At 65.3% G+C, this 12,936-nt stretch carries 13 protein-coding genes; 5 read left to right on the forward strand and 8 right to left on the reverse strand.

Annotated elements, in window-relative coordinates; translation table 11 throughout:
- Positions 1–90: 90 nt before the first annotated feature.
- Complete coding sequence (locus BM118_RS04000; protein WP_092182416.1) at positions 91–1,347, reverse strand: FAD-dependent oxidoreductase; 1,257 nt, start codon at positions 1,345–1,347, stop codon at positions 91–93.
- A 119-nt stretch (positions 1,348–1,466) separates the two neighbouring features.
- Between BM118_RS04000 and BM118_RS04005 the strand changes: the two genes are divergently transcribed.
- The gene (locus tag BM118_RS04005) at positions 1,467–1,742 is read left to right on the forward strand and encodes a hypothetical protein (protein WP_092182418.1); all 276 of its coding nucleotides are present in this window, start codon (positions 1,467–1,469) and stop codon (positions 1,740–1,742) included.
- Between the two features lie 25 nt (positions 1,743–1,767).
- Here BM118_RS04005 and BM118_RS04010 read toward each other — a convergent pair whose 3' ends face one another.
- A complete protein-coding gene (locus tag BM118_RS04010) occupies positions 1,768–3,282 on the reverse strand; it encodes a caspase family protein (protein WP_177233996.1) in 1,515 nt (504 codons plus the stop codon).
- A 206-nt stretch (positions 3,283–3,488) separates the two neighbouring features.
- On the opposite strand from BM118_RS04010, the gene BM118_RS04015 reads away from it, so the two are divergent.
- The 4 genes from BM118_RS04015 to fabA all read left to right on the forward strand — a co-directional run bounded on the left by BM118_RS04015 (position 3,489) and on the right by fabA (position 8,143).
- A complete protein-coding gene (locus tag BM118_RS04015; RefSeq protein ID WP_092182422.1) occupies positions 3,489–4,484 on the forward strand; it encodes a helix-turn-helix domain-containing protein in 996 nt (331 codons plus the stop codon).
- Between the two features lie 290 nt (positions 4,485–4,774).
- Positions 4,775–6,277 carry a DEAD/DEAH box helicase gene (locus BM118_RS04020; protein WP_092182423.1) on the forward strand — a complete coding sequence of 501 codons (1,503 nt, stop codon included), beginning with the start codon at positions 4,775–4,777 and terminating at the stop codon, positions 6,275–6,277.
- Between the two features lie 163 nt (positions 6,278–6,440).
- A complete protein-coding gene (locus BM118_RS04025; RefSeq protein WP_092182425.1) occupies positions 6,441–7,508 on the forward strand; it encodes a GGDEF domain-containing protein in 1,068 nt (355 codons plus the stop codon).
- Between the two features lie 104 nt (positions 7,509–7,612).
- Complete coding sequence (gene fabA, locus BM118_RS04030; protein WP_092182427.1) at positions 7,613–8,143, forward strand: bifunctional 3-hydroxydecanoyl-ACP dehydratase/trans-2-decenoyl-ACP isomerase; 531 nt, start codon at positions 7,613–7,615, stop codon at positions 8,141–8,143.
- Positions 8,144–8,145: 2 nt separating this feature from the next.
- On the opposite strand, the gene BM118_RS04035 is transcribed toward fabA, so the two are convergent.
- From BM118_RS04035 to sufC, 6 genes are all read right to left on the reverse strand, one after another.
- Positions 8,146–8,601 carry a TfoX/Sxy family protein gene (locus tag BM118_RS04035; protein WP_092182429.1) on the reverse strand — a complete coding sequence of 152 codons (456 nt, stop codon included), beginning with the start codon at positions 8,599–8,601 and terminating at the stop codon, positions 8,146–8,148.
- Positions 8,602–8,782: 181 nt separating this feature from the next.
- Complete coding sequence (locus tag BM118_RS04040) at positions 8,783–9,124, reverse strand: HesB/IscA family protein (RefSeq protein ID WP_014495548.1); 342 nt, start codon at positions 9,122–9,124, stop codon at positions 8,783–8,785.
- Between the two features lie 123 nt (positions 9,125–9,247).
- On the reverse strand, positions 9,248–9,619 hold the full coding sequence (locus BM118_RS04045; RefSeq protein ID WP_092182431.1) for an SUF system Fe-S cluster assembly protein: 372 nt from the start codon (positions 9,617–9,619) through the stop codon (positions 9,248–9,250).
- Positions 9,616–10,863, reverse strand: coding sequence for a cysteine desulfurase (locus BM118_RS04050; RefSeq protein ID WP_092182433.1), 1,248 nt, complete (start codon positions 10,861–10,863; stop codon positions 9,616–9,618). The genes BM118_RS04045 and BM118_RS04050 overlap by 4 nt, the downstream gene beginning before the upstream one ends.
- Complete coding sequence (gene sufD, locus BM118_RS04055; protein ID WP_092182435.1) at positions 10,860–12,164, reverse strand: Fe-S cluster assembly protein SufD; 1,305 nt, start codon at positions 12,162–12,164, stop codon at positions 10,860–10,862. Before sufD ends, BM118_RS04050 begins: the two co-directional genes overlap by 4 nt.
- A gap of 11 nt (positions 12,165–12,175) precedes the next feature.
- Entirely contained in the window at positions 12,176–12,925 is a 750-nt protein-coding gene (sufC, locus tag BM118_RS04060) for a Fe-S cluster assembly ATPase SufC (protein ID WP_177233997.1), read from the reverse strand.
- Between the last annotated feature and the right edge of the window lie 11 nt (positions 12,926–12,936).

The following is a 12,936-nucleotide window of genomic DNA, read 5'->3' on the forward strand; positions in this document are numbered from 1 at the left end:
GTTGCGGTCCGTGAATCCGTCTGCGCTGTTGCGCGCCCGCAACGCGCTGCGCGCGATTTAACACGACGTTATCCCTACCGAATTGCAGCGCTACGATGCCGGCGCGGCCTTCGACTGCACGTGCTCGGGCCGCACGCCGAGCGCGAGCAGGCGCGCTGGAATGCCCTGGAGCCATGGCAGCGCGGTGATGAGGCGCACGATCAGCGGCACCTTCAGCGGCCGGTCGCCGCCCCGCAGGGCGCCGCTGATGATGTTGTTCTGCACGGTCACCTGCATCGCTTGCGTCACCTTCACCGGGAACTCGCGCCGGCGGCGCACGGCGTCGAGCTCATCCTCGGACGGGCAGCCGTGCTGAAGCTTGTCCGCGAGCAGGTTGGCGGTCGCGACCGCATCCTGCACGGCGAGATTGACGCCGACGCCGCCGACCGGCGACATCGCATGCGCGGCGTCGCCGATGAGGAGCAGGCCCGGCCGCGTCCAGCGCGCAAGGCGGTTGATCGCGACGGTGAGCAGCTTGACGTCGTCGAAGCTCTTCACGTCGGCAATGCCGCTTCTGAGGATCGGCGCCATCCGCACGACGTCGTCGAGCAGCGCCTGCAATCCCCTCGCCTTCACCGCATCGTGCTGCCCCTTGGCGATGACATAGGCGCATTGCCAGTAGTCGCCGCGGTCGAAGGTGACCATCATCTTGCCGGGCTCGACGCGCGCGAACACGTTTTCCGTCTCGTCCGCCTTGCGGCCGGCACGGAACCACAGCACGTCCATCGGTGCGCCGATTTCCTCGACCTCGAGACCGGCGCGCTCGCGCACCGTCGAGTGCCGGCCGTCGCAGGCAATGGTGAGATCCGCCTCGATGTCGATCGGTCCCTCCGGCGTCTTCGCCCGCACGCCGGCGATCGTCTCGCCGCGGCGGATCAGGTCGACGGCTTCCGTGTTCATCATCACCTTGAGCGAGGCGAAGCGCTTGCCGGCCTCGCGCAGGAAGTTCAGGAAATCCCATTGCGGCATGAAGGCGATGAACGGGTACTTCGTGTGCAGCCGGCTCAGATCGGCGATCCGCACCGGCTTACCGCCGAACAGGCCGTCCATCTTCTGCAAGCGCTGATGCGGCAGCTTCAGGAAGCCATCGATCAGGCCAAGTTCGTCCATCACCTGGAGCGTCGAGGGATGCACGGTGTCGCCGCGAAAGTCGCGAAAGAAATCTGCATGCTTCTCCAGCACCACGACGTCGATGCCCGCGCGCCCCAGGAGATAGCCGAGCATCATGCCGGCGGGTCCGCCGCCGACGATACAACACCGGACTTTTACGGAGGAACTCGGCAAAGGTTGCGACGCATCTGGGTTCACGGCCGCCCCTCATTTACGACTTAAGTTTTCTGTGCGGTGCAACAAGCAAGATTAATTTGCCGCAGCTGTGAATGCCCGTTAGCGTCTCAACAAAATCCGGTTTCTTTCAGGAAATTGCAGTGCGGACGATCCTCATACTGCTCAGCGTCTGGATCCTGATCAACGTGCTTTTCGTCGTGATCATGATCCCGCCGCGAAAGTCGCATCCACGGCAGACCGGCACGCTTGCGCCGGTGCCCATCGACCAGAACGGCTATCCGTTCGAGGAGCAGGAGAAGCTCCTGCTGCGCCACGTCATCATCTCGATCGCGATGGGCACGTTCTTCTCGCTGGCTCCCCCCTTGATCGAAGCCGTCGAGTCCATCAAGCGCTTCGTCAGGAAGCGCCGCGCGTAGCGGCGGACGCCACCTGCTCGACACCTCAGTTGTTGCTGCGGTTCGCCGCGCGAAAACTCTTGATCTCCGACACGCTGCCGTCGCGATAGGTCAGCTCCACCGAGACGAACTGCGTCGCCGGCGCGAGCTTCATGTAGAGCGGCATGCCGGCGGTGATCGCGCTGGGGTCGCGCATGTCACACCCCGGCATCTTCAGCACCTGGTTGGGTACCGCGGTGTCGATGCCGATGCGCACCTCGCGGATGGCGCAGCGGTAGGACACGAGGTGCGTGTAGTAGACGAGCAGCCCGTTGAACTCACGGAATGACAGCCAGCTCGTCGCGGTCATGTCCAGGATCTTGCGCTGGTCGCGGATCAGCGCGGCCTCGGGATCGAACCTGATCGGGAACGGGCCCTGCATGTCGCCGGACTGATCGACATAGCGGACCTCGATGGTGCCGGCCTGCGCATCCGGCGGCAATTCGATCGACGGGTTCGGCATCCGCTTGCGCGTGCGCGGATCGAGCGTGTCGATGAATCCGGTCTCGCGAAAATCGCCGTTGCCGGCCATGCGCCAGGAAATGCCGAGCGTCGGATCGGCGAAGGAGAACACCACGCTCCAGCCGCCATTGTGGCGCGAGAAGCTCGCGATCGGCGCGTTGGTGGTTTCCTCCTTCGGCACGCGCGGCACCGAGACCGGCGGCAGGGCCGCAAGCTTCTGCGGCGGCGGATCGGCCGGGCGCGCAGCCGCGTCTTTCGCGGCGCCGCTCAAGAAGACGTCGTCGACCATCTGGTCGAAATAGACCGGCACCTGCCTGTGCTTGACGGTGTCGGCCATTTCGCTGACGAGACGGCGGGTGCGCTGCGCCACCTGCACGAGGTTCTCGCCGGGTTGCAGCAGCTCCCTGGCGAAGGTGCGCGTGAACACCGAATTCGGGTTGGCGTCGTCGTTGGAGAGGCGGTCGAGCGCGGTCTGGCGGGGACCGGCCGAGAACACGGAGAATACGCCTTCGGGCAGCTGCGTCATCGGCGCGAGCCCGCCGGCGCCGGCGACCGCGCGGGTCCCTTTGCGTTCGAACGGATTGTTGCGGCAGGCGTCGAACACCAGGATCGAGGTCCGCGCCTTCTTGTTCTGAAGGCGCTCGACGATGCGGTCCGCCAGGATGGAGGCGTCGCGCACCAGCTCTTCCTGCCCTTCCGTCGCCGCCGGCACGTCGGTCGGCAGCAGGTAGTTCTGGCCCGCGATCTCGAAACCGTGGCCGGCATAGAAGAAGAACGCGGTGTCGCCGGGCTCGATCGCCCGGTCGAAAGCGAGCAGCGTCTCGGAGAATTGCTGGCGGCTCTGGTTCTCCGCGACCATCACCGAGAAGCCGAGCTGCTTCAGCGTGTCGCCCATGGTGCGGGCGTCGTTGACCGCCTTGAGCAGTTTCGGGACGTTCCTGTAGTCGTTGTTGCCGACGACGAGCGCGACGCGCTTCTCGGCATGGGCGGGAAGCGCGAAGCCGCCGAGGCTCACTGCGAGGCCAAGGGTCGCCAGAATTCTGAAAAGCCGACGCGTCATCGAAAAATTCCCGTTGCAGGACGGCTTACCGCCGGCGCCCGTCGGACAGTCCATTGGCGACCTTCAGCCGTTGTTGTCATAGTCGGTCCAGCCATAGCGGCGGTTCAACCGGCATAGGCCACCGGTTCCATCGTCCGGGCCTATGGCAAGAACAGCTGGAATCTGCTTTTTCTTAGGCGCAATTCCGTTCGGGGACGAGGGCTATCGTGTATCGCTGGTGCACCGACGAAGTCGAGCCGCATGACCGCTTCGACTATTGGCGCGAGGTGCGTGCCAAAGGCCTGTTCGGCGTCACCGCCGAACTCGAGCGCGAGCGGCGCGCGGACTTCTTCGGCGAATTCTCGCTGCGCCAGCTCGGCGGTGGCGGTCTCGTCGAGCTGAAGGCCTCGCACTACACGGTCGAGCGCAGCACCTCCGACATCGCCTACGCGCCCGGCGACAGCATCTGCGTCTACCAGCAGCTCGGCAGCGGCGGCTGGTTCGGCGGCATGCGCGGAAACGACTTCGCGATCGCCAATGGCAGCTTCGCCACCAGCCATACCGACCTGCCCTACCGCACCGCGCCGCTCGGCGCCGGGGGCTTCCACCTGCGCATCCTGAAGATCCCCGTCAGCCAAATCCCGGCGCGGGACAGACGCATCCGCGAACTCGCGCCGAAGACCTTCAATGACCCCGCTCTGGCGCCCCTGCTCGCGGCCTGCTTTGCCGATCTCGGCGAGGCCGCCGCTGGCGAGGACGGCGCTGCCGATGCGAGCTCCTTGGTTCAAGCCTCCTTAGTTCAAGCCTCCTTAGTTCAAGCCCTGGCCCATCTGGCGCTGATCGAGCGCGGCATCGTGCGCCCCGGCAGCCGGCCCGGACAGGCTGCGCTGCGGACCGCCCGTCTCTCGCAGGCGCGGCGCCTGATCGCGCGCCACCTGCAAGACCCGGATCTGGCGCCGGCGATGGTGGCCGATCTGCTCGGCGTTTCCGTGCGTCACCTGCACATGCTGTTCGAGGCCGCGGAGAAGAGCTTCTCGCAGACCGTGACCGACGAGCGCCTGAAGCGAAGCCGCCGCCTGCTGCGCGAGGCGCCGGAGCGGCTGATCGCCGACATCGCGACCTCCTGCGGCTTCGAGAGCCTGGCGACCTATTACCGGGTCTTCAACGCCGCCTATGGCAAGGCCCCCGGCGACTTCCGGGGCCGGGGGTCCGAAGGGCATTAGGCGCTCCCGCCGCCCGGCCAAGGCTTGAGGCGGAAAACCCCAGCCACGCCCGCTATTTGGGTAAAACCTTAGGGTTTTTAGGGTCTTCCCGCGCCTGCTCCATTGACTTTGGCCAATTCCCGCCTATGTTCCGGAACGACGCGGCTCAGATCGAAGAGCGATTCTTGAGCCTTGCGCTTTGTTCGCGTGAGTCAGCACCCCCAGCTTTCTTGAGAGCGCGCCGTTTCGGGGTGGAACGCGACCAGCCTTATTACCCTCGATTCCGAACGGCGGTTTCGACCAGAGGCTCAATGTCCTTTTCAAATCTCGGACTATCCGAAAAAGTCCTCGCCGCAGTGGCGGCCACCGGTTACACCACCCCCACCCCCATTCAGGAACAGGCGATCCCCCACGTCCTCGCACGCAAGGACGTCCTCGGCATCGCCCAGACCGGCACCGGCAAGACCGCGGCCTTCGTGCTGCCGATGCTCACCATCCTTGAGAAGGGCAGAGCCCGGGCGCGCATGCCGCGTACCCTGATCCTGGAGCCGACCCGCGAGCTCGCGGCACAGGTCAAAGAGAATTTTGACCGCTACGGCGCCGGCCAGAAGCTCAACGTCGCGCTGCTGATCGGCGGCGTCTCGTTCGGCGACCAGGACGCCAAGCTGACGCGCGGCGTCGACGTGCTGATCGCAACCCCGGGCCGCCTGCTCGACCACACCGAGCGCGGCGGCCTCCTGCTCACCGGCGTCGAGCTGCTCGTCATCGACGAAGCCGACCGCATGCTGGACATGGGCTTCATTCCCGACATCGAGCGCATCTGCAAGCTCGTCCCGTTCACGCGGCAGACCCTGTTCTTCACCGCGACCATGCCGCCGGAAATCCGGCGCATCACCGAGACCTTCCTGCACAACCCGCAAAAGGTCGAAGTCTCCAAGCCCGCCACCACCGCCGTCACCGTCACGCAGTCCCAGGTTCCGGCCGGGCGCGAGGCGCATGAAAAGCGCGAATTGCTCCGCCGCCTGCTGCGCGAGGCCAAGGATCTCAAGAACGCGATCATCTTCTGCAATCGCAAGCGCGAAGTCGCGATCGTTCACAAATCGCTCCAGAAGCACGGCTTCAGCGTCGGCGCCCTGCACGGCGACATGGACCAGCCGGCCCGCATGGCTGCACTCGAGCAGTTCCGCAAGGGTGAGCTGCCGTTGCTGGTCGCCTCCGACGTCGCGGCCCGCGGCCTCGACATTCCCGAGGTCAGCCACGTCTTCAATTTCGACGTCCCTCACCATCCCGACGACTACGTCCATCGCGTCGGCCGCACCGGCCGTGCCGGCCGCAGTGGTACGGCGATCTCGATCGTCACGCCGCTCGACCAGAAGTCGATGGTCGCGATCGAAAAGCTGATCGGCCAGAGCATTCCGCGCGCCGAGGGCGACTACGAAATCCACGCAGAAGCCGGCGATGCGACCGACCGTCCGCGCGAGCAGCGCGGCCGCGAACGTTCACGCGGCGGACGCGGCAAGCCGCAACGCGGCCGCGACCGTGAGCGCAGCCACGAGCCGCGCGAGGCGCGGCCTACGGCCGAAGCGCGGCCCGCCCCCGAGGCGAGGCCCGCACGCGAGGCAAGGCCTCCGCGCGAAGCCAGGCAATCATCCGAGCCGCGTAACGGCGCGCGCCCGCAGGCCAATGCGTCGCATGTGCCGTCGATCGGCCGCCCCGAACCGCGCCGCCAGCGCGAGGTCGACACCGAGCCGGGCGATCATTCGCATCTTCCGGCGTTTCTGTTGCGGCCGGTCCGCTCCCCCGCCGGCGCCTGAAGCGCGACGCGCTTCAGGTCGGTTGAGACAGACTCCCGCACACTTTTTCAGACGCATTCGTGAACGTATATTTACGGGGCGTTCACGATCGTCCGTTAGCCTACGAACATAATTTAAGCATTGCTGCGGTCGATGGCGCACCGACCGCTGTGGGGTATGTTCCGTGGTCAAGGTGCTCGACGAACACGAACGCACGATGGCGTTCGCCGAGGTGGCGCTCGGTCAGATCCGCTCGCTCCGCCAAACCGCAATTCCCCGCAATTACGAGATCTGGTACGTCTACGCCACCGGCTACAACGCGCCGCTCAACAAGATCATCAACGAGACGCTGGCCCGCCACGGCAAGCTGACCGAAGCCGATCTCGAGCAGATCTACGAGACCTATCTCTCCCACATCAAGACCACCGACCGCATCGACAAGGTCGGCGCGCGCGTCATCGGCGAGATCGACGACGTGATGAAGGTGCTGAGCGACGCGCTCGGCATGACCGGCTCCTATGACGCCAGCCTGTCGGGCGCGACCGAACGGCTGTCGTCGGCCAAGAGCCGCGAGCAGATCAAGGCGATCGTCGAGACGCTGGTGCGCTCGACCAGCGAGATGCGGGAGACCAACAAGGCGCTGGAAGACCGGCTGACACTGTCCAAGAACGAGATCAGCAATCTCCAGCAGAGCCTGGAGGCGATCCGCGCCGAGAGCCTGACCGACCCGCTCACGGGCCTCGGCAACCGCAAATATTTCGACCGCATGATCGGCATGGCCGTACAGAGCGCGCTAGCCAGCGGCGAGCCGCTGTCGCTGCTGCTGTTCGACATCGACCATTTCAAGTCGTTCAACGATTCCTACGGCCATCTCACCGGCGACCAGGTGCTGCGCCTGGTCGGCCTGTCCATGAAGCAGACCATCAAGGGCCAGGACATCACCGCGCGCTATGGCGGCGAGGAGTTCGCCGTGCTGCTGCCCAACACCGCGCTGCGCCAGGCCCTCACCGTCGCCGATCACATCCGCCGCGCCGTCATGGCGAAGGAATTGAAGAAGAAGTCCACCGGCGAGATTCTCGGCCGCGTCACCATCTCCGTCGGCGTCTCCATGCTCAAGCCAGGCGACGACACCGACGCGCTGATCGAACGCGCCGATGCCTGCCTCTATGCCGCCAAGCGCAACGGCCGTAACCGCGTGATCTGCGAAGCCGATCCGGAATTTGCCGTCGAGAGCCACAGTCGCGTGGCGTGACGCGGACACTGCGCGCGGAAGACCATGCGCGCTTGACATTCTCTCCCGACGAGCAACATCTTCCTCGCCGCCTTTCGGTGCGAGCGTCCAGAGGACTTGTCGCCTTGGCCAATCCCCATGATTTTCACAGCCCGCAGCCGTCCTACACCAGAGACGAGCTGCTGCGATCGAGCGAAGGCGGCTATTTCGGCCCCGGCAATGCGCAATTGCCGGCACCGCCGATGCTGATGATGGAGCGCATCTCCGAGATCAGCCTGGACGGCGGCGCGTTCGGCAAGGGCCATATCGTCGGCGAGCTCGATATTGTACCGGGCCATTGGTTCTTCGATAGTCACTTTCGCGGCGATCCGATGATGCCGTCCTCTCTCGGGCTCGACGCCATGTGGCAGATGATCGGCTATTGGCTCGGCTGGTCGGGCTCACCGGGCAAAGGCCGCGCCATCGGCGTCGGCGAGGTCGAGTGCACGGGCTCCATCACACCGGACGCGCAGCGCGTGCGCTACGAGGTTGCCATGCGCCAGGTCCGGCGCGGCAAGCTGGTGCTCGGCATTGCCGACGGTCGGGTGCTAGCCGACGGCACCTGCGTCTTCATGGCCAAGGACATGAGGGTTGGCCTCACCAAGGCCGCGGACTGAGCTCAGCCGCTTCGCCTGGCGCGCTTGCGAACCAGGCTCTTCTTGCTCGCCTTCTTCGGCGCTTTCGCAGGCTTGACGGCTTTCTTCGCCAGTTTGGTCGCCGCCTTCTTCGACGCCTTCTTGCCCCTGGGCCGCTGCTTCACCTTGGCGCGCTGGGCGGCGGCGAGCGCCGCCCTCGCCCATTGCGCAAGCTCCTGGGAATCGTCGAACAGCCGCGCGGGCAGCTCCCAGTAGGAGTTGACCGTCACGGTCTTGGCGCGGGTCGAATACTGGAACGGCTTGGAGCCTTCTGTCTCGAAGTCCGGGATGGTCAATTCGTCGGCGCGGAGGAACAGGCCGGCGCGCAAGGCGAGCGCGAAATTGGTGCCGTCGGCGGAGATGCCGTAGCCGGAGAACATCTTGCGGATGGTGACCGGGCCGAAATCGGCAAACAGGTCGATCAGGAATTCGCGGTCCATGGCCGGGCTCTCTCCGCATGGTCGTCCTGGCGAAAGCCAGGACCCATTATCCCAGGGAGTAGTTTAGCGAAGACTGGAAGTCACGCCACGCGGTATGAACATCTCCCCCTATCGAGAGATCACGCGGTATGGGTCCTGGCTTTCGCCAGGACGACAGCTGTGTGATTGGCGCGAGCCGGGCTTACCCGTCGATCTTCGCCGGCCGCAGCTCGACCGATTCGCCGCAGCCGCAGGCGGAGACCTGGTTGGGGTTGTTGAAGACGAACTGGGCCTGCATCTTGTCGGCCTTGTAGTCCATCTCGGTGCCGAGCAGGAACAGCACGGCCTTGGGATCGACCAGGATCTTGACGCCCTTGTCCTCGACGACCTCGTCGGTCGGGCGGACATCATGGGCATACTCGACGGTGTAGGACTGGCCGGCACAGCCGCCGTTCTTCACACCGACGCGCAGGCCGACGATCTCGGAATCGGCGCGCTGGGTCAGCTCGCTGATGCGCTGGGCGGCGGCATCCGTCAGCCGCATCACCTGCGGGCGCGGCCGCCGCGGCTTCGGAGTGGAGGATGCTGGTGTTGCCTGTGTCATATCAATGATGTGGTCCGTTGCGGAGCAAATTCAATGCCAGGAATGAAAAGCAGAACGTACGCGTCACCACATGTTGAGCACGAGGCGGGCCTCGTCGCTCATGCGTTCGGGCGACCACGGCGGTTCCCAGACGACCTTGACGTCGACCACGCCGACGCCGGGGACGCTGGCGACCGCGTTCTCGACCATGGTCGGCAGCTCGCCGGCGGCCGGGCAGTTCGGCGTCGTCAGCGTCATCTGCACGTCGACGGAACGGTCGTCCTTGATCTCGACCTTGTAGATCAGGCCGAGCTCGTAGATGTCGGCCGGAATCTCCGGATCGAACACGGTCTTGAGGCCGGCGATGATCTCGGTGGTGAGCCGCTCGGTCTCCTCCGGCGGCAGCGCCGACCGGGTTTCCATGGGACTAACTTTGACGTCGGCCGTGTCACTCATGCGAACAAATCCCGCGCCTTCAACAGCGCCTGTGCCAGATGATCGACTTCTTCCCGCGTATTATACATGCCGAACGAGGCCCGGCATGTAGCCGTCACGTTGAACCGCTCTAAAAGCGGCATCACGCAATGGGTGCCGGCGCGCACCGCGATGCCCTGGCGGTCGATCACGGTGGCAACGTCGTGGGCGTGCGCGCCCTTGAGCTCGAAGGAGATCACCGGGCCCTTGCCGCGCGCCGTGCCGATCAGCCGCAGCGAGTTGATCTCGCGCAGCTTCTCCTGGGCGTAGGTGACGAGGTCGTGCTCGTGGGCGGCGATGCGCTCCTTGCCGATCGAGTTGACGTAGTCGATGGCGGCGCCAAGGCCGACGGCCTCGACGATCGCGGGTGTGCCGGCCTCGAACTTGTGCGGGGGATCGCCATAGGTGACGACATCGCGCGAGACCTCGCGGATCATCTCGCCGCCGCCGTTATAGGGGCGCATCGCGACGAGGTGGTCGTACTTGGCCCAGAGCACACCGATGCCGGTCGGGCCGTAGACCTTGTGGCCGGTGAAGACGTAGAAGTCGCAGCCGAGATCCTGGACGTCAACCGGCAGATGCACCGCGCCCTGGCTGCCGTCGACCAGCACGGGAATGCCGCGGGCGTGCGCGATCTTCACCACGTCCTTGATCGGGACGATGGTGCCGAGCGCGTTCGACATCTGCGTGATAGCGACCAGCTTGGTCTTGGACGTCAGCAGCTTCTCGAACTCGTCGATGAGGAAATTGCCCTCGTCGTCGACCGGCGCCCATTTGATCACGGCCCCCTGGCGCTCCCTGAGGAAATGCCAGGGCACGATGTTGGAGTGGTGCTCCATAATCGAGATGACGATCTCGTCGCCCTCTTTGATGTTCGGCCCGCCCCAGGAGGAGGCGACGAGGTTGATGGCCTCCGTCGCGTTGCGGGTGAAGATCACTTCCTCGGTGCGGGGCGCGTTGATAAACTGCGCGACCCTCGTGCGGCCGCCTTCATAGGCTTCGGTCGCGGCGTTGGCGAGGTAATGCAGGCCGCGATGCACGTTGGCGTATTCGCTCGTATAGGCCTGCGTCATGCGGTCGAGCACGACTTGCGGCTTCTGCGCCGAGGCGGCGTTGTCGAGATAGACCAGCGGCTTGCCGTAGACCTGCATGGCCAGCGCCGGGAAATCCTGGCGGACGCGTGCGACGTCGTAGGCACCGTTCTTGACTGCCGGATGCGTGCTCATGACCGTCGCTCCAGCCAGCGCTCGGCGATGCCGATCACATGCTCGCGCAGGTCGTCATCGGCGATCTGCTCGATCGCCTCGCCCACGAAAGCCTGGATCAGCAACGCCTGGGCCTGCTTCTCGGGCAGGCCGCGCGCCTTCAGATAGAACAACAGGCTGTCGTCCAGCGCGCCGGCAGTGGCGCCGTGGCCGCAGGAGACGTCGTCGGCGAAGATCTCCAGCTCGGGCTTGTTGTCGGCCTCGGCTTCGTCCGAGAGCAACAGCGCGCGGGTCATCATCTTGCCGTCGGTCTTCTGCGCGTCGGGACGGACGATGATGCGGCCCTGGAACACCGAATGGGCGCGATCGTCGATCACGGCGCGGAAGATCTCGCGGCTAAAGCAGTTCGGAACGGCATGGTCGACCACCAGCGTGGTGTCGCCATGCTCGGTCTTCTTCAGCAGGTTCACGCCGTTGATCGCGAGCTCGCTGCCCTCGCCCGCCAGCGTGATGAAGCCCTGAAGGCGGCTGACGGCGGCGCCGCTGGTCATGTTGAAGAAGTTGACCTTGGTGTTGGCGCCGACGGTGACGAATTGCGAGGTGACGTTCACCGCGTCAGGCGCATCGTCCATCAGGCGGATATGCGCGACATCGGCGTTGTCGCCGATCGTCACGATCACGGCGTCGCTGACCTGGTAGGCCTTGGCGCCGGCCGCCACGAAGCTTTCGATGATGGTGGCGCGAACGCCGTTCCCGACTGCGAGCTGCGAGCGGGTGAAGGCCGAAGCCGACGCAGCAATCGCGACGTGGATGATCTGGATCGGCGCAGACAGTTGCGCGCCATCGGCAATCGACAGCATGACGCCGTCGGTCGCCATCGCCGCGTTCAGCGCGATCACGGCGTCGGTGGACGCCGTCTTCAGGACAGCGGCATCCTTCTCCAGCGTCTCCCCGAGCGTCTTGAGGCCGACCTCGGAGACGAGCGCCTTGACGTCGGAAAGATCCGCCGCGAACACGCCATCGACCAGCACCAGCTTGCGGGCGCCAGCGATCGCATGCGCCTTCACGGCGTCCGCGGCGCGTTTCAGCGCGGCCGCATCGGGCGCGGCGGCCAAAGGCAGCACCTCGCCGACCAGCGCGCGCAGATCGGTGTATTTCCATTCCTCGATCCGGCGATGCGGCAGGCCGAGACGCTCATAGGTCTCGAACGCCTCGCGGCGCGCCGCAATGACCGCCGGCGAACCCGGCAAGCGGCCTTCAGCGCTGGCGAAGAGATCGCTCACCGCGCGGCCGCTTCCGGTCTTTGCCACAGCAACGTTCATCGCAAAAATCCTTACGCGTCCTCGAACTGGGTGTAGCCGGACGCCTCCAGCTCCAGCGCCAGATCCTTAGCGCCGCTCTTTACGACCCGACCGCGCGACATCACGTGCACGAAATCAGGCACGATGTAATTCAGGAGCCGCTGATAGTGGGTGATCACGACCATCGCGCGCTTCGGCGAGCGCAGTGCGTTGACGCCGTCGGCCGCAATCCGCAGCGCGTCGATGTCGAGGCCGGAATCCATCTCGTCGAGAATGCACAGGCTCGGCTCGAACAGCGCCATCTGGAGCACCTCGTTGCGCTTCTTCTCGCCGCCGGAGAAGCCGACATTGACGCCGCGCTTGAGCATGTCCTGCGGGATGTTCAGCGACTTCGAGACCTCGCGGACCTTCTTCAGGAAGTCGGGGGTCGAATACTCATCCTCGCCGCGCGCCTTGCGCTGCGCGTTCAGCGCGGTGCGCAGGAAATTCATGGTGGCGACGCCGGGGATTTCCACCGGATACTGGAACGCCAGGAACACGCCCTTGGCGGCGCGCTCTTCGGGAGCCATCTCCAGGAGGTCCTCGCCCTTGAACAGGATCTGGCCGTCGGTGACCTCATAGCCGGGCTTGCCGGCGATGACGTGGGAGAGCGTCGACTTGCCGGAGCCGTTCGGCCCCATGATCGCGTGCACCTCGCCTTCGTTCACGGTCAGCGTCAGCCCGTGGAGGATCTCACGCTCCTCGACACGAACCTTCAGGTCTTTCACTTCAAGCAAAGCCATTTTGGTGTCCA

The sequence above is a fragment of the Bradyrhizobium sp. cf659 genome (assembly GCF_900113725.1).
Classification (GTDB): Bacteria; Pseudomonadota; Alphaproteobacteria; order Rhizobiales; family Xanthobacteraceae; genus Bradyrhizobium.